The organism is Amycolatopsis roodepoortensis, assembly GCF_024628825.1.
GTDB lineage: Bacteria > Actinomycetota > Actinomycetes > Mycobacteriales > Pseudonocardiaceae > Amycolatopsis > Amycolatopsis roodepoortensis.
This window is the reverse complement of the sequence record NZ_CP102415.1, coordinates 4,575,944-4,594,755: the sequence shown is the minus strand read 5'-3', so window position 1 is coordinate 4,594,755 and position 18,812 is coordinate 4,575,944. Positions and strand designations below refer to the sequence as shown.

The following is an 18,812-nucleotide window of genomic DNA, read 5'->3' as shown; positions in this document are numbered from 1 at the left end:
GTTTCACCTGGCCTTGCGATATTTTCGAGGCGGCCCAAGGGAAGGAATGACGGTGTCAGGCGCAGACGGCGGTGACAGGGCGGAGCCGCTGTCGGTGGTGACCACCAGGGCAGACCCGGGGCACGTGATCATCACCGTGTCCGGCGATCTCGATCTCGCGACGACCAAGTTCCTCGATGCGGAGCTAAACCAGGCACTCGACCCGGTACCGAGCAGCGTGGTTGTCGATCTGAACGGGGTGGCCTTCTGTGATTCCACTGGCCTGTCGACTCTGATCGGTCTCAACAATCGTTGTGCCGCTGACCGCATCGACCTTCGGTTCCTGCCCTCGGCGACGATCCGCCGGTTGTTGCGGCGTACTGGACTGTCGGGCCTGTTGCCGATCGGCTGAGCCGGCTATCAGCAGAAGGCCAGGCTGAACGCCCCCATGAGGGCGACGGCGACGACTGCGGGGGCGGTCAGGCAGGCGGCACCGCCGATGACGCTGGTCATGCCGGACCGCACGGGCAGCCGTTGACGATCCTCGAGCCGGCTGATCCGGATCGAGGTGTCACCGCCGGACATCGCGAGCGCTTTCTTCGGCCCGCCAGTGGCCCCGATGGTGAGCAACGCCGATCGCACTGGATCGGCTCCACATTCCGCGGCCGCCGTCCGATCGGCGGCCAGCTCGACGAAGAGGCTGATCGCTTTCGGCAGTTCGCGCATGAGCGGGACGAAGCGCAGCGTCCTGCCCAGCACGTCGGCACAGCCGGTGAGCAGGTGATGACGGCTCCGGACGTGAGCGTTCTCGTGGGCGAACACCGCCTGCAGTTCGGCGGGGGTGAGCCGGGTTCGCAATCCGTCGCTCGCGACGATCATGGCGCGGCGTCCGCCCAGGCTGTAGGCGATCGGGTGCTCGTGAGGTAGCCACAAGGTCCGGACGCGATCCGATGACCGGGATCCGGACAGCCGCAAGGCGTCGAGATGCCGCTCATGCAGCTGGTTGCGGCGCTGACGACGCCTGACCGAGGACAGGAGCAGCTGGAGGAGCGCGAACGTCAGCAGAACTCCGGCCGTACCGCCGACCACAAGGTCAAGGGACGGTATCCCGTCGTGACTGATCGTGGAGAGGCAGGCGTCGATCAAGCGAGTGATCTGATCCGCGGGGCCATGACCGGGCAGAGCGAGAAGGAGTACGCCGCCGACCGTGCCGACCAGCAGGCCGAGCGCGGTCATGAGCCACCAGGTGATCGCCGCCGCCGGGCTGCCCTGCGGCGTCCCGAACCTCGCCAGTACCGGTGGGGAACACCAGCCGACGATCAGGACGCCGAGGAGGAGCGCGGCGGCGGGGATCACCGCTTTCGCTGCTTTCGGCGTAAGGCGCGGCGCAGGATGTCCGACTCTTCCTCGGAGACCGACTGCGCGAAGTGCAGCAGCACCGATTCCGGGTCACTCGCCGAGTCGAGCACGTCACGAAGAGTCTGAGCGGTGGATTCCTCACGCGAAGTGATCGCTCGGTAGCGGTACGCGCGGCCTTCCATTTCGCGGACGACCCATTCCTTGCGATACAGGTTGTCCAGCACGGTCATGACCGTGGTGTACGCCAGTTCCCGCTCTTTGGCGATCTCCTCGAGCACCTCGCGGACCAGCATGGGTTCCGAACCGCGCCACAGCACGTCCATCACCGTGGCTTCAAGCTCGCCCAACCGACGCATGACACCTCCTGGCAGGAAGGATACCGTCCTGCCCTGGTCAGCCGACTATGCGCCTCGCGCCGATCAGGTGCCCGTCACCCTTCATGGACCGGACGTCGACGAGCTGTCCTTCGGTCGGCGCGTCGACCATTTTCCCGCTGCCCACGAACATGCCGACGTGGTGGATGGCACCGGGATTGCCGGTCCCGTCGTCATAGAACAGCAGGTCACCAGGCTGCAACTGGTCGAGCGAGACCGGCTTTCCGGCCGTGTACTGCTGACGGCTGGTGCGGGGGATGTTGACGCCCGCCTGGCGGTAGGCCCAGGAGGTCAGGCCGGAGCAGTCGAACTCGGCGGGGCCGGTGGCACCCCATTCGTATTGCGAGCCCCTTTTGGACAGCGCGGCTTGCAGTGCGTCGTTCGCCGCTCCGGGCGGACCGAGATAAGAACCACTGTCCTGGACCTTGCCGAGTTTGGCCTTGTCCTGCGCCGGGAGTGCTCCCAGTGCCTGACGAACCTGCTTGATCTGCCGGTCGAGGTCGGTCTTCCTGTTGGTGACCTGGTCCACCGCCCACTGCGCGGCCGCTGTTGCCTCGCTCGCCCGTTTCTGGGCTTCTGTCGCCTGTGCCCGGCCTTTGGCGGCCTGATCGAGCACAGTCCTCAGCCCGGCGAGCGCGTCCGCCTTCTGGCCGGACAGGAGAGAGATGGCCGCGGACTTCTGCAGGAATTCCGTCCGGCTGTTGCTGTCGAGCAAGGCCGCGAGCTGATTGACTGAAGACGCTCCCTGGAAATTCGCGGCGACGAGTTTGTCGACCTCGCCCCGGAACTTCGTGATGGAGCCCTCCGCGTCCGCCAACGCCTTGTTGGCGGCGGCGAGATCGGCGTCAGCCCTGGCGCTTGTGGCTTTCCGCGCGGCCAGGTCATCCTGCGCGGCGGAGAAATCCTCTTCGGCCTTCGCGGCGTCGGCGCCGAGGCGCTGATAGCGAGACATCGGATCCTGCGCCTCGGCGGGTGGCGGCGCCGGCTGCGCACTCGCGGGGAGCGTGCTCAATCCGAGCGGGAGAACAATGGCGGCGGTCAGGACGCGCAGTGAAGCCGTACGGCGTCGGTGCGGTGTCACGGGTGCTGGATCTCCTGTCGTGTTTTCTTGAGCTGGTCGCGGACCGCCCCGAAGGCCCGCGGGTCACCGTAAGGTAACGAGCCGCACTTGTCCACTATTTCACTTAGTACTAGGTGGGTGGCATAGAGTAGCGAGAAGCCGGAATGTGATGGCCGCTACTGCTTGCGCCGGTACAGGCTCACCAAGGTCTCTTCGTGGGAGTCTTCGATGAGCTGAGAACGGTGCACGCGACGCAGTCCGGCCATCTCGGCGATCAGATCGAGCTCGTCGGCGATGTGGATGTGCGCGCCGTGCCGTGGCTCGATTCGCGCGGGCGACGTCGCTGGACGCACTTCCGCGAGAACGATGCCGTCCGGTGTGACGTGTTCGGCGGCCTTGCGCAGCAAGTGAATCTGAGAGCGCAGACTTTCCCTGCTGGTCAAGGCTTCCGGGCTCAGCGAGATCGAGTCGAAGTAGGTTCCGGCGGGCAAGGTGATGTCGAGATCGTCCACGTTGGTCGTGACGGTCAACAGAAATCCCGCATCCGCGAGAGCTGCCTTCAGATCCTCGCCTGCCACGCCGATGTGCAGAACGCGAGGCTCCTGTGTCCATGAGTGCAGGAGCTGCACGAGGTTGCTTCGGGTCGGTGTGACGATCCGGAGCGCATGACGCGACATCGATCACCTGTGGTCCGAGTCGGAAGAGATCTACAGCAAGTAGTACTAGACGTAATAGTACCTACTGGCGAGGGATCCCGTCGAGACCCGGTGAGCGGCCGCCGGGCGCGGAAAGCGCCCGGCGGCGATGAATCAGCCCTGCGGGAGCAGCCCCTGCATCTCGCGGATCTCGGCCTCTTGGGCGTCGATGATCTTCTGGGCGAGTGCCTTGGCGTCGGCGTTGGAACCCTTGGCGAGTTCGGTCTTCGCCATGTCCACAGCGCCCTGGTGGTGCCGGATCATCATGCCGAGCCACATCTTGTCGAAGTCGGCACCCTTGGCCTGCTCGAGTTCCTTCATTTCGGCCTCGGTCATCATGCCGGACATCGAGCCGTGGTCCATGCCGGAAGTCGGCGCGCTGGGGGTCGTCGACATCGATCCGTGGTCCATGGGCATGCTCGAGCTCGCAGCGGGGCTCGCGCCCCAGGCGGTCAGCCACGCCTTCATCTGCTGGATTTCCGGGTCCTGAGCCTTCTCGATGCGGCTCGCCAGGTCGATGACCTGAGGGTTCGTGCTGCGCGACGGCACCAGCTTGGACATGTCCAGTGCCTGGCTGTGGTGTTGAATCATCTGCTGGGCGAAGGCGATGTCATCCGCGTTCTGGCCGGCCTGCTGTCCCGACGACGGAGCCGCCGACGAGTTGTTGTTGTGGTCCATGCCGGACATTCCGGCGTCGTTGCCGCTGCAGCCCGCGAGAACAAGCGCGGCGGCCATGGCGACACCGCTGACGATCAGTGTTTTGCGCATGGTGAATACATCCTTGTTTGTCTTGCTGAAATGAGTGTGGTCGACGAGGAAGCCCGTCCATCACACGCGCAACACGCACAAGGAGTTCAAAATCTGCCTGCCGGGCCGGTCCGGAGGTCTGGACGGTGGCGGCGGGGCGCGGGGGCTGGCCGGTTCGGCCGCCCGGTACACCGGGTGGGCTCGGCGGAACCGGAAAAGCAGTCCCAGTCCGGCGATCAGGGCTCCGATCGCGCCGAGTACGGCGAGGCACAGGTGCAGAAAGCCGTGGTCGTCGTGCGGGGAGGTGGGATGGTCGCCATCCTGCTCGGTGGCCGCGGTTCCGTCACCGTGCCCGGCGCTGGTGACCTGTGCTGCCGGAGCCATCTCCGGCATGCCGGTCGACGTCGTGAGGTGGTGCATCGCCATGAGGCAAAAGGCGAGCACGCCCAGCAGGAAGACCTGCTGGGTTCTGCTGAGCGCGCTCGCCGTCATGACCCAAGGTTACCTATCCGCTTAGGCGGATGCGGCGGGGTCACGGCTTTCACACCGCCACCGGGGTGAGGCGTTCGGCCTTGTCGAGCGCACGCAGGCACCAGGCACAGCCGGCTCCGATAACGGCGAGGACGGCCCATGGTGCCGCTGGTACACCGGCGTTTCTCGCGAGATCCAACGCGGTGCCGGTGAGCAGATTGCCCAGCAGGATGCCCACGCCGACCACGGTGTTGTAGAGCCCATAGTGCGTCGCGACCAGCTTGCCGCCGGAGAGAGCGACGATCGTGTCCATTTCGAACGGGAAGACCACGATGGTCCCGAGTGCGAGCAGCGCGGCGGAAAGAATCAGCGATGCCCAGCTCAACGGCGCCGGGGCGGACGTCGCGCCTGAGGTGAGCATGGGCGGGAGAAACGCCGATCCCATGAGCAGGAGACCGACGGCGAGGCACTTGCCGGATCCCCACCGTCGCCTGCACCACGCCGTGATCCGCAATTGTCCGGCGATCGCCAGCCCTCCGGACACCGCGAACAGCAGCGCCACCAGGGTGGTTCCCGCCACTCCGGGCCCGCCGACCTGGCGAGCTTCGAGCGGAAGTGCGAGGTAGACCTGGAACGACAGGACGTATGAGCCGATCATCGCGAGCGAGAACAACACGAACGAGCGGTTGCCGAACGCGGTCGCCCAGTCCTGCCGGATCGAGGTCCGCGCGGCCGGGTCGCTCTTGGTACGCGAACGAGGCGGCAGGGACCGGATCTGCAGCACGGTCAGGACCGCGAATACCGCGGCGGCGACGAGGCACGTGACCTGGAAGGCGAAACTCGTCAGTACCAGTCCGACGACCGGGCCCAGCAGGATGCCCGCCTGGTAGAACACGTTGAACAACGCGAAGGCTTCGACCCTTCGCTCCTCACCGGCGTCTTCGGCGAGGTAGGCCCGCACCGCGGGATTGAACAACGCGCCCGCGAATCCGGTGGCCGCCGAAGCGATGATCAGTGCCGGAACCGAATCGACCAGGCCGAGCAGGGCGAACCCGCCCGTCCGCAGCGCGCAGCCGGCGACGATCAGCGGTTTGTAGCCGAGCCTGTCGGCCAGCGTGCCACCGATCAGGAACATGCCCTGCTGGGAGAAGTTCCGCACGCCAAGGATGAGGCCCACGGCCCAGCCCGCCAGCGCGAGATCCGCGGACAGGTGCCCGGCGAGGTAGGGCATCAGCATGTAGAAGCCCAGGTTGATGGTGAACTGGTTCAGCATCAACAGCTGGGAAGGCCGGTCGAACGACCGGAACTTGACGGCCAGATCCTTCACGCCCGCACCTCGGACGGGTCGATGACGTGGGCGCAGCGTGTCCACCGCTCGACGACCTGGTCGGCCGGATCGTCGACGACGTCGGGCTCGTCCGCCGGGGTCTGTCCGAGCAGGCCGTTCGCCGCGCAGTAGTCGTCGTTGTAGACGGTGTCGAAGTAGCGGTGGGGGCCGTCGGGGAAGATCGTGACGATCCGTGTGTCGGCGGCTTCGGTCCTCGCGAGCCAACCGGAGACGAGTGCGACCGCTCCGACGCTCCACCCGCCGGTCGCGTGGTGGGACGCGGCGAGCCGTCGGCAGGTCCACACCGCCTCGGCCGGTGCGACCCAATGGACTTCGTCGAAACCGCCGTAGTCCACATTGGACGGATAAATACTCGAGCCGAGTCCGCGCATCAACCGGGGGCGCGCCGGTTGCCCGAAGATCGTGGAACCGATGGTGTCGACGCCGACGACCTTCATCCGCGGGTAGCGCTCGCGCAGGACCCGCGAGACCCCGGCCGAGTGGCCGCCGGTGCCCACCGAGCACACCAGGACATCGACGCGGTCGAGCTGGTCCACCAGCTCCAGCGCGAGCGGCTTGTAGGCGTCCACGTTGTCCGGGTTGTTGTACTGGTCGGGGCAGTACGCGCCGGGCTCTTCGGCCAGGAGCTGCCGCACGCGGTCCCGGCGGGCCTGCTGCCAGCCCCCGGTCGGATGCGGCGCGGTGACGAGCTCGACACGGGCGCCGTGCGCGGCCAGCATCCGGTGCACGATGGGTTCGAGGCCAGGGTCGGTGACCACGGTGACCGGGTGGCCGTAGACGATTCCCGCGAGCGCGAGGCCGAGTCCCAGCGTGCCGCTGGTCGACTCCACGATCCTCGCGCCCGGAGCCAGGTCGCCCCGCTCGCGTGCGCGGGCGATCATGTGCAAGGCCGGGCGGTCTTTCATGCCGCCGGGATTGAATCCTTCGAGCTTCGCCCAGAAGCCGCGGCCCGGCGCCGCGTCCGGTTCATCGATCCACAGCACCGGGGTGTTGCCGACCGCATTAGCCGGATTGCGGCCGTGCGTGATGGTCCGTTGGCCGGGGAGGGTGGTCCCGGACACGGTCGAGCCACTGGCGGACAAGGGTGTCCTCATCGAGATCTCTTTCAGTGAAACGTCGCGGGGCGCGACGGTCGAACGGAACGGGGTCGGCTGGGTCGTTCAGCCCGATCACGTTCGCGTGACACAGATCTCGATGAGCAGAGCACGTCCGGTGGAGCACGGATCCCGTCCTGGACTCCCATGGCCAGTGGAATGAACCGGTGAGCGGAATAATCCGGTAAACGTATTCTCGACGGGAATTGCCGGCCACGTCGTATCCGCCGTTCCTCGCGTACCGCGATGAATGGCGTCCGTGGTCGTCTGTTGCTGGTGCGCGTGGTGCTCGGGCTCGCAGTCGCCGGCCAGTGGGGCATGCGTCGCGGCGCTGGTGGCGACATGCGCGTCCGCGTGGGCATGTGCTTGCGGGAAACATTGGCCCAGCTGCAATGAAAGAAGCCAAAAGAGCAGAGTGACGAGCCACAGCATTGGCTTCACTCTGCGACGCGGCGTAGTCGGATAGCCCCTCACGGTTACCGGACCGTATCAGCAAAGAACTTCCGTCTGCCACCTTCGATCGTACTAGTTCTACTAGTAGCGAAGAATTCACTCGATTTCACGTCTGACTACTACCCATGGTAGTTGTTGGCGAACTTTAATTGAACGCAGTGTGATCGAGTGATCTGGCATGTCCCGAGATGCGGGAATGCCGATTAATCAGATTGAGTATATTGTGTCAGTGATAGGAAAAGGCGGATGCGGGGCCATGCGGGACCCCGCACCCGCCGACGCGCGTCGCCAGGGGGGAGGGACGACGCGGGCGGTGCTGAGCGCCACGAGAGCGCTCTGGCGATGTTGATACTAAGTGTAATAGTAGTTCTTTGGCAAGTCTTTACCTTGCCGCCGTTGTTCACGGGTGGCGAAGCAGTCCGGCCAGGGTGACCTGGACAAGTCGCCGGACGGCGGCCTTCGATTTCATCCCGTCGGCCGCGGTGAGCGCGTGCAGGCAAAAGGTGGCGAGTTCGGCGGGCGGGACGTCCTCGCGAAGATCGCCGGACCGTGCTCCGTCGGCGATCAAAGCCTCGACGAAACCCCTGAGATGCTCTCTGGCGTGTTCGACGTGCTCGCCCCGGTGGAGCAAGGCCGCCAGTTCCGTGCCGTGGTGTTCATGGGAGATCAGGGCATAGGTCTCAAGTGCCGCTGTGAGCCGGTCCAGCGGGTCGGTGGCGCGATCCTTCGCTGCGGTGAGCAGGTTCAAATGGCGAGCGATCTGGCGCTGGTGCCAGGCGATCAGGATCGCCTCGACGTCGGAGAAGTACTTGTACAGCGTCGCGCGGCCGATTCCGGCGCGCTCGGCGATGTGCGACATCGTGACGCCGGTCAGGCCACGCTCTCCGGCCAGGGTGGCGGCGGTGTCCAAAGCCGCGTCCCGCACTGCCTGCCGGTGCGTTTTGATCGACTCACTCCAGATCTTGGGCACGTGATCAGCCTACGCGCGCGCCTTGCTTTTGCGCTGCCCGTAGCGCGTCAGGCCTCGCGGTTTGTAGACGGCCAAGGCCGTGGTCGCGAGCAGGATCAGGATCGCGGCGGCGGCGTCGACGACGAGCTGGGTCCGCATGCCGGACAACGGCTCCAGCGGCAAGGAAGGCTGCGCGGCTGTTTCGGCGACGTGGTCGATCACCTGCGTGTGCACCAGTAAGACGATCGTGGCCAAGGTCGTGAGTAGCAGCTTGAACGTCACCCAGTAGTGCCGTAGTAATCCCCACGCGGTTCCCCAAGACTGGATCAGGCCCGAGAGCAGGGCGGCGAGGCTCAGTGGCACGATCACGAGCCACGACACCATCTCGGTCGCGAGGTACGCCGCCCGTGCGGACTGGATGTCTTCGGTGGTCAGGCCGACGATGGCGAGTGCTAGAAACGCCGCCACGGCACCGAGCCAGCCGAGCGACGTCGCGATGTGAACCGTGAGCGACAGCTTGCGCAGTCTCGGAGTCATCGGTGCCCGCCGATGCTGATGCCGGCCAGGTGCAGGACCACGAAGACGACCAGCAGTGTGATCGCGACCGCCGCGACCGCGAGTACCCAGCGGGGCCTTGGCCCCGGACGATCCGCGGGTTCGGTGTCGGCTGGAGTGTCCGGACGGTCGGGTGGTGTGGTCACGGCGGCGTCCCTTCGGTGGATTCGAGCGCACACGCTAGCTTTTTGGAGACACTCTGTCTACATCTAGAGACGAAGTGATCGACGTAAGCGGGAGCCGAACACGGAATTGACGACCGGGCTCCGTATCATCGCCGTCGTGACGCGGACAGCCCACCAGACGACAGCCGTGCGAGGACAGCTCGCGCGGTTTGTCGCCGTGCTGGCCGTCCTCGCTGGGGTGGCGTTCGCGGTCGGGTTGCAATGCACCGAAGGCATGGTCATGCCGATGGCGCACGGCATGGGCCAGGCAGAGACGCACATCGCCTGCGATTCCGCCGCGAGCCACGAGGGATCATCAGCGGAGATGCGGGTTGCCGCCCCTTGCGCGGCCGAAAGCGGCGGAATGCTCGACCATCAGGGTTTGGGTGGGACGCTGGCGACCTGCCTTGCCTTCCTCTTCGCGGTCTTCGCGGTCTTCGCGGTCTTCGCGGCCGTCGCGGCGTTGCCGCCTTCACGGTTGCGGGGCCTGGTGACCGCTTTCAGGCGAGTACGCACTGTGGTGGTCCCCGCTGTCTGGTCTCGGGCCCCGCGGCTCGAGGAACTCTGCCTTCTGCGCGCGTAGGAGAAGTCTGCCCGCACCACGGCTGACCGCTCGCTCCGGTCGCTGTGCCGGGCTAGCGATCATCGGCTTCTCTCTACTTCCTCGCAGGAGGCTTTTCGCATGAATCTTGCTGCTGTCCTCGTCACCGGCCTGTTCGCCGGTGGTGTGTCCTGTGCCGCGGTCCAAGGTGGACTGCTGACCGGGCTGATCACCCGCCAAAAGGCGGCGACCGCCCCAACGGTTCGCCGCGCCCGGTCCGACCAAGAGGTGGATCAGCGGGGTTGGCGCGCCCAGCTCGGTGACGACCTCGCGCCGGTCGGAGGGTTCCTCGCCGGCAAACTGGTTTCGCACACGCTGCTCGGAGCGCTCCTGGGAGCTGTCGGCGGCGCCGTCGAACTGTCCGTCGGCGCCCGCACCTGGCTCCAGATCGGCGCCGGTCTCTTGATCATCGTCTTCGGGCTGGCGCAGCTCGGCGTGCCTGGATTTCGCCGGGTGGTCGTCGAACCGCCGATCTCGTGGATGAAGATCATCCGGAACCGAGCTCGGTCCCAAGCCGCGCTGGCACCGGCACTGCTCGGCCTGGCCACCGTCCTCATCCCGTGCGGGGTGACCTTGTCCGTAGAAGCCCTGGCGCTGACCTCGGGCAGCGCGCTCGCCGGCGCGGCGACGATGGCGGTGTTCGTACTCGGAACCGGTCCGCTGTTCGCGATCCTCGGCTACGCCGCCCGCAAGGCCGCGACCGCCTGGCAGGGAAGGCTCGCCCTGGTGACCGGGCTCGTGGTGCTGGCGATGGGCTTCTACACCCTCAACGGAGGCTTGGAACTCGCCGGATCACCACTGGCCGCCAGCCGCATCACCCAAGCCGTCGGCGGCTCGGACGCCGACGCCGACACCGGAGCCGCATCCACAGTGGACGGGAAGCAGACCGTGGTGATCACCGCGCGCACCGGCTCCTACAGCCCGGAGAACGTTCAGGCGAAATCCGGGGTACCCACCACACTGGTGGTCAAGACGGAAGGGGCACAGGGCTGCGTGCGGTCGTTCGTCATCCGGGACGAGCAGAAGATCCTGCCCGTCAGGGGCGAGACCCGGATCGATCTGGGTGTCCTTCAGCCTGGGCGGCTGGATTACGCCTGCAGCATGGGCATGTACACCGGCGCCATCACCGTCGTCTGAATCAAGGAGTCCACCATGGCATCAACCGAGAAGGTCACCTTCCAGGTCGACGGCATGCACTGCGGCAGCTGCGCACTGCTCATCGACGACGCGCTGGAAGACCTCCCCGGCGTGCTGAGCACACAGACGACCGTGAAAAAGGGAATCAGCACCGTCGAGCTGGACTCGGACCGAAGCAGTGTCGACGACGTGGTCAAGGCGATCGAGGGGCTGGGCTACCGCGCCTCTCCACGGCCCTGATCGTGGGCCTGCTCGGGCGTGGCGTCATCGGATCCATGCCTGCTCGCTCGTCGCAGCAGCAGGTAGCCGAGCGCCACGCCCAGCACGGCGCCGACCGTGTTGGCGGCCTGGTCGGACAGGCTGCAGTAACGGCCTGGGATCAGCGTCTGCAACGGCTCGATGAGCGCGGGGAGCAGGAACGCGAAAAGCAACATCGGCAGCGCCCGCCTGGTCGCCAGGGTTGCCGCGCAGGTCAGGGGTAGCAGCAGCAGAGCGTTGAGTAGAGTGCCGCCGAGTCCGCCGCCGGAATGCAGGAGACCGTCGATCGGGTCCGCGGTACCGAGCGACAGGCACGGGTGGAACTCGTAGACGCCCGAGTCTTCACCGGGAGTCAGGGTGATGGCCAGGCTGGCGGCGAGCAGCATGAGCGTCGCCAAGGTGGCGTTCCTGCGCCAGCCGGTGCGCGCCGCGAGCAGTTTGGCCAGCGGCACGCTGGCCAGGCAGCCGACGACCAGGGCGACCAGTGTCCAGCCCGAAATGGGCACGTGGGTGCCGAAGACCGTCACGGTCGCTCCTCGCTGTCGTCCGCGTGGTGAGGTCGGATCACACGCCGACCTCACTACTACGGGCTCTAGTAGGTAGATCGCCGGTGTGGCGTTCGTCGTTTCAGAGGAGGCTCAGGGGCTCCGAGCAGGACGGCCCCGCTTCTTCGTCGCGATGTCGGCCTTCATGGCTTGGAGCAGTCGGACGACCGGCGTCAGGTCATCGACTTCCTGGCGGCAGCTCCGGCAAAACCGGATGTGTCGTTCGAAGTCCGCGCGTTCGGTCTCATCGAGGATGCCGATCAGATAGGCCGCCGCTGAGATGCCGAGTGGGCAGAAGTTGGCCATCGCGCCTCCTCGGTCTAGTACCCGCGCTCTACTATACTCCTTAGTAGAGTGCTGGCGAGTGGAAGAGGGGTGACGATTGCGCGTTGGGTACTATCGTGGTTAGTATTCCACTCGTGCGAGTTTCCCTGCTGGTCACTCGTTACGGCGCGGCGGGTGCGGGCCTGGTTCCTGTACCCCAGGTTCGCACCCGCCCGTTGCCGGTTTCCCGTTCCAGAGAATTGATGGCGCGGCCGTGATCGATCATGTTCTCGTTTCCCGGGATCGCGACCATCATCGTGGATTGACCATCGCGGCCGCTGCCTTAGTGGTGGGGGCAGTGACGTTGCGGGTGGTCGGCGTGCCGACGATCGACCTTCACGGACCGCTGCACTATCTGGGCATCATGGACCCGTTGTGTGGCGGTACGCGAGCGACTTTCCTTCTGCTGACTGGGGATGCGGTTGCTGCTGCCCGCTACAACCCGATGGTCTTTCCGCTCGTCGCCGCGGTTGTCTGTGTGCTGGTCCGCTCTGGAGTCGGGTTGGTCGCCGGCCGTTGGCTGGAGATCCGGTTGCCGCGCCGATGGCGACGTGGCGCCATCGTGATTCTCATCGTCGCGATGGCCGCCTTGTCGCTTCGCCAGCAGTGGAACGCCGAGCTGCTGATGCAGTCGTGGCCGGTGGCGCGATCCTGAAACCGAGGCGCTCAGGCCCCGGTCAGCGGGCAAGCGACGACAGCGATCGAGAGCAGAACGCCGGCCCCGGTGATCATCGGAAGAGCGGTCATCGTCGCCGCGGCTAGTACGCACCTCAGAGCCCGCTTCACCGGTCCCGCGGGTGCGTTCCCGTTCGTCAGTGCGGCGAGCCGTAGCTCCACGCCGCTGCCGCCCATGGCCAGCGTGCCGTCCGGAGTGCCGTGCCCGGCTACGCTGAGTAGCGCCGTCCGCACCGTTTCGGCGCCGTGTTCGCGTACCGCGGTGACATCCGCGGCCAGCTCGACGAGCTCGCGCACGGCGGAAGGGGCCTGGCGGAAGAGCGGGAGGAACGGCAGGGCTTTCGCGAGGGCGTCCACCCAAGTGATCACGTGATGATGGTTGCCGCGCAGATGTGCGCGCTCGTGGGCGAGTACGGCGGCGACCTCGGCGGCCGACAGATGCCGTTCGAGACCTTCGGTGGCGACGATGACCCCCTGGCGATAGGCATAACTGAACGCCATCGGTTCATCGTGGTCCAGCCACCAGGTCTGCGGGCATCGGTCGTCGCAGCGTGCGGCCATTTGCAGGATCCCGAGGTGGTGTCGACGGGTGCGAGCACGTCGTCGAGCGAATTGCACGACGATGACGGCGAACCGGAGGGTCAAGAGCGAGACGAGCGCGATACCTCCCAGGCCCGCGAAGACCTCGGCGCGTGGGGGAGTGCCGTGGGAGATCGCCGCCAGGCACTCGTTGACGATCGCCATCACGGTGGTGCCGGCACCGTGGCCTGGAGACAGCAGTAGCACGGTGCCGGCGACGGTCGCGGCAAGGACGCCGACGGCGGCCAGCAACCAGGCGACGAGGAGTGCTACGGGGTCTGCCCGGGCCGGGTCGATCCTGTTCAGCAGGCCGGGCGTGAGCCAGCCGGTCAGGGCCGCTCCCAGCAGGAGCGCCAGAGCCGCGGTCATCCGCGGGCCGTTCTGCGCAAACCCTTGCGCAGTACCGCTGATTCCTCAGGTGAAACTGTCGTGGCGAAGTGGAGAAGGACGGCTTCGGGATCGCCTGACTCGTTCAGGACCTCTCGTAGCGACTTCGCGGCCGCCTGAGCACGGCTCTGTGCCGGGTGGTAGGCGAACGCCTTACCCTGCCGTTCGCGTTCCGCCCACTGCTTGCGGTGCAGGTTGTCGAGCACCGTCATCACCGTGGTGTAGGCGAGATCCTTGCCGGTGTCGAGTTGCTCAAGTACTTCACGGACCTTCAGCGGGGTGTCGGCACGCCACAGGATGTCCATCACCGCACTCTCGAGATCGCCGAGACCGCGCATAAGACCTCCTTGTTGGCCGCCGAGTCCGCTGTCTACTAGGGCTGATCGTACCACCCGGTGGCAGCGACACCGTACGTACCGAATCGCCTTGTTCTTCCTCCTATCTTTGATAGTAGATTTGCTACTATCAAAGATAGTTGACCCGAGTTGCGGGGAGGTTCGGAAGTGAAGGTTCACTACCGGGACCGGGGTGCCGATCCGGACGGCCTACCCGGCCGCGCGGAGATCCACGCCCGGTTCGATGATCCGTCGTTCGCGGCCTCCTATGCCGCCTCCTACCATGAGACGGGACCGGCTGAGCGGTACTTCTCGTCGAGACTTCACGCCGTGTTCGAGGTCATGGACCGATGTCCGGGTGGTGACCTTCTTGATGTCGGTTGCGGACCGGGAGTGTTCGTCCGGCGTGTGCTCGATGCTCGTCCTGGTGATTTCCGGATCACCGCCGTCGACCGATCGCCTGCCATGATCGTCGAGGCCGCGGGTAACACGGCGGATGCCGAGGTTGACCTGGTGGTCGGCGTGGCCGAAGCGTTGCCGTTCCCCGATGCCGGCTTCGATGTCGTGGTCGCGATGGGGGTGCTGGAATACTGCGACCCTGTCACTGTGTTGCGAGAGCTCGAACGCGTTGTGCGTCCAGGCGGGATCGTTCTCGTCAGCATGCTGAATCCGCTGAGCCTGTACCGGTTGTTCGAGTGGGGTGTTTACTGGCCGCTTCTTCGGCTGCTCGGTCGGGTCGAGGGTTTGCTCGGCCGCTCAGCCGAGCGGCGACACAGTGTGCCGAGGTCCGGCATCCGGACTCTCCCAGCAGGGTGGCTGTGGCGACGGATGCGAGAAGCTGGACTTCATCCCCTCGACGTCGTCCACTACGACCTGACGCCGGCGGTTCCGCCGTTCGATCGGCTTCTGGGCAAGTGGACCCGTCGGCGTGAACGGCCTGCGGACACTGTTACGCGCGGATTCCGCCGCTGGATGGGCACCGCTTACCTCGTCGTGGCGACCAGCTCTCGGTGATCGTCGAGCAGGGTTATCACGACCGACACCATCGCCGACACGACGACCACGCCGCCGGTCAGTTCGGCAGACCACTGAAGGCCGCGCGTCAACTCCAAGGTGAGCATCAAAGCCGACCACAGCAGGATGGGAATGGCGGCGGCCGTCGCCAAGGCCAGGGCACGTGAGGAGGCCCCCGATCGACGCATGATGTCCAGCGTTGTGTCGGCGATGAGGCCCGCGGCCGCTGCCGCGACGATGGGCCAGGCCCCGATGAAGCCGAAATCGACCACAGTGGACGCCAGGGCGGCATGCGCCACGACGAACACGGTCACGACACCGAAAGGCAGCCGCCAGATGCGGAGCAGATAGAGCAACGGCAGCACGATCACCAGTGAGGTCACGACAAAGCTGCCCAGACCGGCCACCGCCCTCGATTCGGTGGCGACGTGTTCCGGTGTCCCTTCGGGGAAGTCGCCCACTGCTTGCAGGGGCGAATCGGTGAGGAACGCCGACAGGAAGCTCAACGCGAACGCGGCCACCGCCGATAGCGCGAGAACAGCCACCACGATCGGCAGAAGCCGTGTCTTCGGCTGGTCGTTCTCCTTGGCCCGCGCGGCCAGCACTGGGCCTGAAAGGAGCAGGCCCGCGCCTGCGAAAAGCAGGAGGTGCGACGGGCTCAGCAGGGCGTCGATCCCCGCCTCGATACCGAAGATCTCATGCCAGATCATGTCCGCGGCGCCGCCCGCCGCGAACACGGCTGCGCCGATCAGGGCCCAGCCGTATCCCCGGGGAGGCGCGAAGGCTGCGGCCAGTCCCGAAGTCGTCCGCCGCCGCCAGCCCATCACGACGAGCCAGCCGCCGAGCGCTGTCAGCCCGCCATAGAGTGCTCCGTGCCACGGAGTGAAGAAGGAGTCCGGCAAGCCGAGCCAGTGCGCCCGGCCGTCGAGGAAAACGGCGACGACGATCCACAGACCGAGCAGGGCGGCGCCGATGTCCTCCCACTGTGTACTCGCTGTGCGGCCGCCCGGTGAGGTGCGACTCGTGGACCGATCGGCCGACGTTGTCTCTCGCGTGACCATGATTGCCTCCTCGATATACGGGCGGAGGGTATAAGTGTCGTCAGAATATACCCCCAGCGGGTAATCGACAATCGGCCAGTTTTCGCTCTCGTACCAGGCGTATTTGCGAAGTGTGCGACCTGGCTCACTACCTACTATCCACCATAGTGGTAGCGTGCCGCGGCGGTGAGCTTGTTCCCGACCGAGAGGTGTTTTCGTGGCCGGCTATCACTCCGGAACTGGAGTCCGCGTTCGGACGGCGTGGCGGGCGGGAGTGTTCCTCTTCGGTCTCAGTGCGGGCGCCGCTGCGGCCGCGACGCAAACCGGAGTCGACGATGGTGGGGCTTCGCCTCCTCCTCGGGAGCCGGTGATGAACGCGGCGCTGGCGGCCGGGGGTGGGGGCTCTCCGGCCGGCATGTTGTTGCCCGTCGTCGCGAGACCTCAGCACGACGAGGTCGCGGTCCTGCGGACTGCCGAGCGCGTCCGGCAGGACAGGGTGGCGCGCGAGAAATCGGCGAAGGAAGAAGCGGCTCGCAAGCAGGCCGAAGAGGCTGCGCGGAAGAAGGTGTATCCGCCGGTGACCGGCGTGATCACCTCGAACTTCGGCCCGCGGTGGGGCAGTACCCACTATGGGCTGGACATCGCCAACAAGATCGGCACTCCCATCCGGACTCCGCTGCGAGGAATCGTGATCGACGCGGGGCCTGCCAGTGGGTTCGGGTTGTGGGTTCGCATTCGGCACGACGACGGGACGATCACCGTCTACGGTCACATCAACGACTACGGCGTGCGTGTCGGGCAGCGTGTCGAGGCGGGGCAGGTGATCGCCGAGGTGGGGAACAAAGGGATCTCTACTGGGCCTCATCTGCACTTCGAGGTCTGGGAGCCCGGTGGCCGAAAGGCGGATCCGTTGCGGTGGTTGAAAGATCGCGGTGCGGACGTTAGCGACGAACGGTGAGTACGGCTGAAGCGCCGTGCTCGTAAGGATCTACTATTCAAGGTAGTATCACGATGTGTGGCGACGAGACCTGAGGATTGCTCGACCCCTGCGGTGCGCGCTGCGCTCAGGCGTTCCGGCGGTATTCGCCGGATTGATCCTCTACCTCAGCTTGGCGCCGCGGACCTGGTGGTGGTCGGCGCCGGTGGCGTTCGCCGTGCTCGGACTCACTTTGCACGGTTGCCGGTTTCGGCAAGGCGCTGGTCGCGGATTCCTTTTCGGACTTGCTTTCTTCGTTCCGCAACTGTCCTGGTTGCAGGATTTCCTCGGCGACGACTTCGGGCCGTGGCCCTGGCTGGCGTTGTCGGTGATGATGGCGCTCTACTTCGCTCTCGCCGGTGGCCTGTGCGCCGTGGTGCAGCGTCTCCCCTGGGGAGCCGTCTGGATGGCGGCGGTGGTCATAGCCATGGAGACGCCGCGCATGTGGTTCCCGTTCGGGGGATTTCCCTGGGGGCGTATCGCCTTCACGCAGCCCGAAGGGTTCTTCCTGCCGTTGGCTTCCTTCGGTGGCGCCCCGTTGGTGGGGTTCGCGGTGGTGCTCTGTGGTTTCGGGCTGTCGAGACTTGTGCTGCGCTCTCGGGAGATCGGATGGCGATTTCGCCGTGTCCTCGTCGGGCCCGTACTGGCTGTGGTGCTCCCGGTGGTCATCGGGATGGGGGCGTGGACGAGTGTCGATGACAGCGCGAGGGCGGGCGACCGGACGGTCGCTGTCCTGCAGGGCAACGCCCCGGATCGTGGGCTGGCCCTGCTCGGCGAGCGGGATGTTCTGCGCGACAACCATTTCGCCGAGTTTCGACGGCTGACCGAACAGGTGCGCGCAGGTCAAGTCCCGAAACCTGACCTGGTCGTCTGGCCTGAGACTTCGGTCCGGATGCCCGCTGATGGCGACCGGCTCGGCGAACTGGTGAACGAACTCGGTGTCCCGGTGCTCGTCGGCGCACTCGAGCGCCTGCCTGATGGACGCAACCAGAACGTCGCCATCGTCTGGCAACCTGGCGAGGGGCCTGGGCAACGCTACGCGAAACAGTGGCTGGTGCCGTTCGGGGAGTACATGCCCGCACGGGAGATCGCCCGGCTGGTCACTCCCTTTGCCGATAGTGGCGAAGACATCTCGCCGGGAACCGGGGGCCCGGCGGCGTTGCGGCTGGGTGGGACGGTCGTCGGTGCATCGATCTGCTATGAGGTCGCTTACGACCAGGCAGGCCGCGACGCGATCCGTGCGGGGGCTGAAATGCTCGCCGTGCCGACCAATAACGCGTGGTATGGACGAAGCGAAATGACCTACCAGCAGCTCGCCATGGCGAGGTTGCGGGCGGTCGAACACGGTCGCACGGTGCTGGTCGCCGCGACCAGCGGGGTCAGCGCCATCATCCGGCCTGACGGCACGGTCGCCCGTGCCTCCCGCCAGTTCACCGCGACGACGCTGATCGACACGGTCTCGCTGCGACGGGATCTCACCATGTCCGACCGGCTGGGGCCTTGGGTCGAGCAGGTGCTGATCGCGGCGGCGACCGGGGCTGTTGCCGCCGCGCTGGTCCTGTGGGTGAGGTCCCGGTCGTCGGAGCGGCAGGCTTCCGGGCTTCTCCGGCGGCGAGGCAAGGTCGACACGAATCACTACAAGAGCTAGTACTATCGAGAGTAGTAGTTGGTTCGACTCGTGAGGAAGTGCGTC

Annotated in this window: 25 protein-coding genes; 8 read left to right on the top strand and 17 right to left on the bottom strand. The window is 66.2% G+C overall.

Annotated elements, in window-relative coordinates; all coding sequences use genetic code 11:
- Nucleotides 1–46: 46 nt before the first annotated feature.
- A complete protein-coding gene (locus tag NQK81_RS21705; protein ID WP_257489558.1) occupies nucleotides 47–391 on the top strand; it encodes an STAS domain-containing protein in 345 nt (114 codons plus the stop codon).
- Between the two features lie 8 nt (nucleotides 392–399).
- Here the strand turns inward: NQK81_RS21705 and NQK81_RS21700 are convergent, their stop codons facing one another.
- The 12 genes from NQK81_RS21700 to NQK81_RS21650 form a co-directional block, all read right to left on the bottom strand.
- Nucleotides 400–1,335 carry a M56 family metallopeptidase gene (locus tag NQK81_RS21700; RefSeq protein WP_257489557.1) on the bottom strand — a complete coding sequence of 312 codons (936 nt, stop codon included), beginning with the start codon at nucleotides 1,333–1,335 and terminating at the stop codon, nucleotides 400–402.
- Nucleotides 1,332–1,694, bottom strand: coding sequence for a BlaI/MecI/CopY family transcriptional regulator (locus NQK81_RS21695; protein ID WP_257489556.1), 363 nt, complete (start codon nucleotides 1,692–1,694; stop codon nucleotides 1,332–1,334). Before NQK81_RS21695 ends, NQK81_RS21700 begins: the two co-directional genes overlap by 4 nt.
- Before the next feature lie 37 nt (nucleotides 1,695–1,731).
- Nucleotides 1,732–2,793 (bottom strand): C40 family peptidase, encoded by a 1,062-nt coding sequence (locus NQK81_RS21690; RefSeq protein ID WP_257489555.1) that lies wholly within the window; start codon nucleotides 2,791–2,793, stop codon nucleotides 1,732–1,734.
- A 155-nt stretch (nucleotides 2,794–2,948) separates the two neighbouring features.
- The gene (locus tag NQK81_RS21685; protein WP_257489554.1) at nucleotides 2,949–3,302 is read right to left on the bottom strand and encodes a hypothetical protein; all 354 of its coding nucleotides are present in this window, start codon (nucleotides 3,300–3,302) and stop codon (nucleotides 2,949–2,951) included.
- A 279-nt stretch (nucleotides 3,303–3,581) separates the two neighbouring features.
- The gene (locus tag NQK81_RS21680) at nucleotides 3,582–4,235 is read right to left on the bottom strand and encodes a DUF305 domain-containing protein (RefSeq protein ID WP_257489553.1); all 654 of its coding nucleotides are present in this window, start codon (nucleotides 4,233–4,235) and stop codon (nucleotides 3,582–3,584) included.
- A 60-nt stretch (nucleotides 4,236–4,295) separates the two neighbouring features.
- Nucleotides 4,296–4,706 carry a DUF6153 family protein gene (locus NQK81_RS21675; RefSeq protein WP_257489552.1) on the bottom strand — a complete coding sequence of 137 codons (411 nt, stop codon included), beginning with the start codon at nucleotides 4,704–4,706 and terminating at the stop codon, nucleotides 4,296–4,298.
- A 49-nt stretch (nucleotides 4,707–4,755) separates the two neighbouring features.
- Nucleotides 4,756–6,012 (bottom strand): MDR family MFS transporter, encoded by a 1,257-nt coding sequence (locus tag NQK81_RS21670; protein ID WP_371878882.1) that lies wholly within the window; start codon nucleotides 6,010–6,012, stop codon nucleotides 4,756–4,758.
- On the bottom strand, nucleotides 6,009–7,127 hold the full coding sequence (locus NQK81_RS21665) for a PLP-dependent cysteine synthase family protein (RefSeq protein ID WP_257489551.1): 1,119 nt from the start codon (nucleotides 7,125–7,127) through the stop codon (nucleotides 6,009–6,011). The genes NQK81_RS21670 and NQK81_RS21665 overlap by 4 nt, the downstream gene beginning before the upstream one ends.
- Nucleotides 7,128–7,202: 75 nt before the next feature.
- A complete protein-coding gene (locus tag NQK81_RS45575; protein ID WP_503827235.1) occupies nucleotides 7,203–7,559 on the bottom strand; it encodes a hypothetical protein in 357 nt (118 codons plus the stop codon).
- Nucleotides 7,560–7,980: 421 nt separating this feature from the next.
- Nucleotides 7,981–8,550 carry a TetR/AcrR family transcriptional regulator gene (locus NQK81_RS21660; protein ID WP_257489550.1) on the bottom strand — a complete coding sequence of 190 codons (570 nt, stop codon included), beginning with the start codon at nucleotides 8,548–8,550 and terminating at the stop codon, nucleotides 7,981–7,983.
- 9 nt (nucleotides 8,551–8,559) lie between these two features.
- Entirely contained in the window at nucleotides 8,560–9,066 is a 507-nt protein-coding gene (locus tag NQK81_RS21655) for a DUF2269 domain-containing protein (protein WP_257489549.1), read from the bottom strand.
- Nucleotides 9,063–9,230 carry a hypothetical protein gene (locus NQK81_RS21650; RefSeq protein WP_257489548.1) on the bottom strand — a complete coding sequence of 56 codons (168 nt, stop codon included), beginning with the start codon at nucleotides 9,228–9,230 and terminating at the stop codon, nucleotides 9,063–9,065. Before NQK81_RS21650 ends, NQK81_RS21655 begins: the two co-directional genes overlap by 4 nt.
- 136 nt (nucleotides 9,231–9,366) lie before the next feature.
- Between NQK81_RS21650 and NQK81_RS21645 the strand changes: the two genes are divergently transcribed.
- The 3 genes from NQK81_RS21645 (at nucleotide 9,367) to NQK81_RS21635 (ending at nucleotide 11,226) form a co-directional block, all read left to right on the top strand.
- Complete coding sequence (locus tag NQK81_RS21645) at nucleotides 9,367–9,831, top strand: hypothetical protein (protein ID WP_257489547.1); 465 nt, start codon at nucleotides 9,367–9,369, stop codon at nucleotides 9,829–9,831.
- A gap of 99 nt (nucleotides 9,832–9,930) precedes the next feature.
- Nucleotides 9,931–10,986 carry an urease accessory protein UreH domain-containing protein gene (locus tag NQK81_RS21640; RefSeq protein WP_257489546.1) on the top strand — a complete coding sequence of 352 codons (1,056 nt, stop codon included), beginning with the start codon at nucleotides 9,931–9,933 and terminating at the stop codon, nucleotides 10,984–10,986.
- A 15-nt stretch (nucleotides 10,987–11,001) separates the two neighbouring features.
- The gene (locus tag NQK81_RS21635) at nucleotides 11,002–11,226 is read left to right on the top strand and encodes a heavy-metal-associated domain-containing protein (RefSeq protein ID WP_257489545.1); all 225 of its coding nucleotides are present in this window, start codon (nucleotides 11,002–11,004) and stop codon (nucleotides 11,224–11,226) included.
- Here NQK81_RS21635 and NQK81_RS21630 read toward each other — a convergent pair.
- Nucleotides 11,202–11,771: a VanZ family protein gene (locus NQK81_RS21630; protein ID WP_257489544.1), complete on the bottom strand. Its 570-nt coding sequence runs from the start codon at nucleotides 11,769–11,771 to the stop codon at nucleotides 11,202–11,204. The two genes, NQK81_RS21635 and NQK81_RS21630, sit on opposite strands and share 25 nt — an antisense overlap.
- A gap of 111 nt (nucleotides 11,772–11,882) precedes the next feature.
- Entirely contained in the window at nucleotides 11,883–12,095 is a 213-nt protein-coding gene (locus tag NQK81_RS21625) for a zf-HC2 domain-containing protein (RefSeq protein ID WP_257489543.1), read from the bottom strand.
- A gap of 232 nt (nucleotides 12,096–12,327) precedes the next feature.
- Here NQK81_RS21625 and NQK81_RS21620 point away from each other — a divergent pair, with 232 nt between their 5' ends.
- Nucleotides 12,328–12,768, top strand: a complete 441-nt coding sequence (locus tag NQK81_RS21620; protein WP_257489542.1) for a DUF2752 domain-containing protein — start codon at nucleotides 12,328–12,330, stop codon at nucleotides 12,766–12,768.
- Between the two features lie 11 nt (nucleotides 12,769–12,779).
- On the opposite strand, the gene NQK81_RS21615 is transcribed toward NQK81_RS21620, so the two are convergent.
- Both NQK81_RS21615 and NQK81_RS21610 read right to left on the bottom strand, forming a co-directional pair.
- A complete protein-coding gene (locus NQK81_RS21615; protein WP_257489541.1) occupies nucleotides 12,780–13,736 on the bottom strand; it encodes a M56 family metallopeptidase in 957 nt (318 codons plus the stop codon).
- On the bottom strand, nucleotides 13,733–14,092 hold the full coding sequence (locus NQK81_RS21610; protein ID WP_257489540.1) for a BlaI/MecI/CopY family transcriptional regulator: 360 nt from the start codon (nucleotides 14,090–14,092) through the stop codon (nucleotides 13,733–13,735). Before NQK81_RS21610 ends, NQK81_RS21615 begins: the two co-directional genes overlap by 4 nt.
- A gap of 165 nt (nucleotides 14,093–14,257) precedes the next feature.
- Between NQK81_RS21610 and NQK81_RS21605 the strand changes: the two genes are divergently transcribed.
- Complete coding sequence (locus tag NQK81_RS21605) at nucleotides 14,258–15,103, top strand: class I SAM-dependent methyltransferase (RefSeq protein WP_257489539.1); 846 nt, start codon at nucleotides 14,258–14,260, stop codon at nucleotides 15,101–15,103.
- Here NQK81_RS21605 and NQK81_RS21600 read toward each other — a convergent pair.
- The gene (locus NQK81_RS21600; RefSeq protein WP_257489538.1) at nucleotides 15,073–16,164 is read right to left on the bottom strand and encodes a hypothetical protein; all 1,092 of its coding nucleotides are present in this window, start codon (nucleotides 16,162–16,164) and stop codon (nucleotides 15,073–15,075) included. The genes NQK81_RS21605 and NQK81_RS21600 overlap by 31 nt on opposite strands.
- Before the next feature lie 349 nt (nucleotides 16,165–16,513).
- Here NQK81_RS21600 and NQK81_RS21595 point away from each other — a divergent pair, with 349 nt between their 5' ends.
- Both NQK81_RS21595 and lnt read left to right on the top strand, forming a co-directional pair.
- Nucleotides 16,514–17,101 carry a M23 family metallopeptidase gene (locus NQK81_RS21595; RefSeq protein ID WP_257489537.1) on the top strand — a complete coding sequence of 196 codons (588 nt, stop codon included), beginning with the start codon at nucleotides 16,514–16,516 and terminating at the stop codon, nucleotides 17,099–17,101.
- 55 nt (nucleotides 17,102–17,156) lie between these two features.
- Nucleotides 17,157–18,767 (top strand): apolipoprotein N-acyltransferase, encoded by a 1,611-nt coding sequence (gene lnt, locus NQK81_RS21590; protein WP_306856054.1) that lies wholly within the window; start codon nucleotides 17,157–17,159, stop codon nucleotides 18,765–18,767.
- Nucleotides 18,768–18,812 lie beyond the last annotated feature (45 nt).

Coding starts and splice junctions, on each gene's coding strand:
- NQK81_RS21705 (WP_257489558.1), top strand. CDS start 47: ATGACGGTGTCAGGCGCAGACGGCGGTGACAGGGCGGAGCCGCTGTCG.
- NQK81_RS21695 (WP_257489556.1), bottom strand. CDS start 1,694: ATGCGTCGGTTGGGCGAGCTTGAAGCCACGGTGATGGACGTGCTGTGG.
- NQK81_RS21680 (WP_257489553.1), bottom strand. CDS start 4,235: ATGCGCAAAACACTGATCGTCAGCGGTGTCGCCATGGCCGCCGCGCTT.
- NQK81_RS21675 (WP_257489552.1), bottom strand. CDS start 4,706: ATGACGGCGAGCGCGCTCAGCAGAACCCAGCAGGTCTTCCTGCTGGGC.
- NQK81_RS21665 (WP_257489551.1), bottom strand. CDS start 7,127: ATGAGGACACCCTTGTCCGCCAGTGGCTCGACCGTGTCCGGGACCACC.
- NQK81_RS45575 (WP_503827235.1), bottom strand. CDS start 7,559: ATGCTGTGGCTCGTCACTCTGCTCTTTTGGCTTCTTTCATTGCAGCTG.
- NQK81_RS21655 (WP_257489549.1), bottom strand. CDS start 9,066: ATGACTCCGAGACTGCGCAAGCTGTCGCTCACGGTTCACATCGCGACG.
- NQK81_RS21640 (WP_257489546.1), top strand. CDS start 9,931: ATGAATCTTGCTGCTGTCCTCGTCACCGGCCTGTTCGCCGGTGGTGTG.
- NQK81_RS21635 (WP_257489545.1), top strand. CDS start 11,002: ATGGCATCAACCGAGAAGGTCACCTTCCAGGTCGACGGCATGCACTGC.
- NQK81_RS21625 (WP_257489543.1), bottom strand. CDS start 12,095: ATGGCCAACTTCTGCCCACTCGGCATCTCAGCGGCGGCCTATCTGATC.
- NQK81_RS21615 (WP_257489541.1), bottom strand. CDS start 13,736: ATGACCGCGGCTCTGGCGCTCCTGCTGGGAGCGGCCCTGACCGGCTGG.
- NQK81_RS21610 (WP_257489540.1), bottom strand. CDS start 14,092: ATGCGCGGTCTCGGCGATCTCGAGAGTGCGGTGATGGACATCCTGTGG.
- NQK81_RS21600 (WP_257489538.1), bottom strand. CDS start 16,164: ATGGTCACGCGAGAGACAACGTCGGCCGATCGGTCCACGAGTCGCACC.
- NQK81_RS21595 (WP_257489537.1), top strand. CDS start 16,514: ATGAACGCGGCGCTGGCGGCCGGGGGTGGGGGCTCTCCGGCCGGCATG.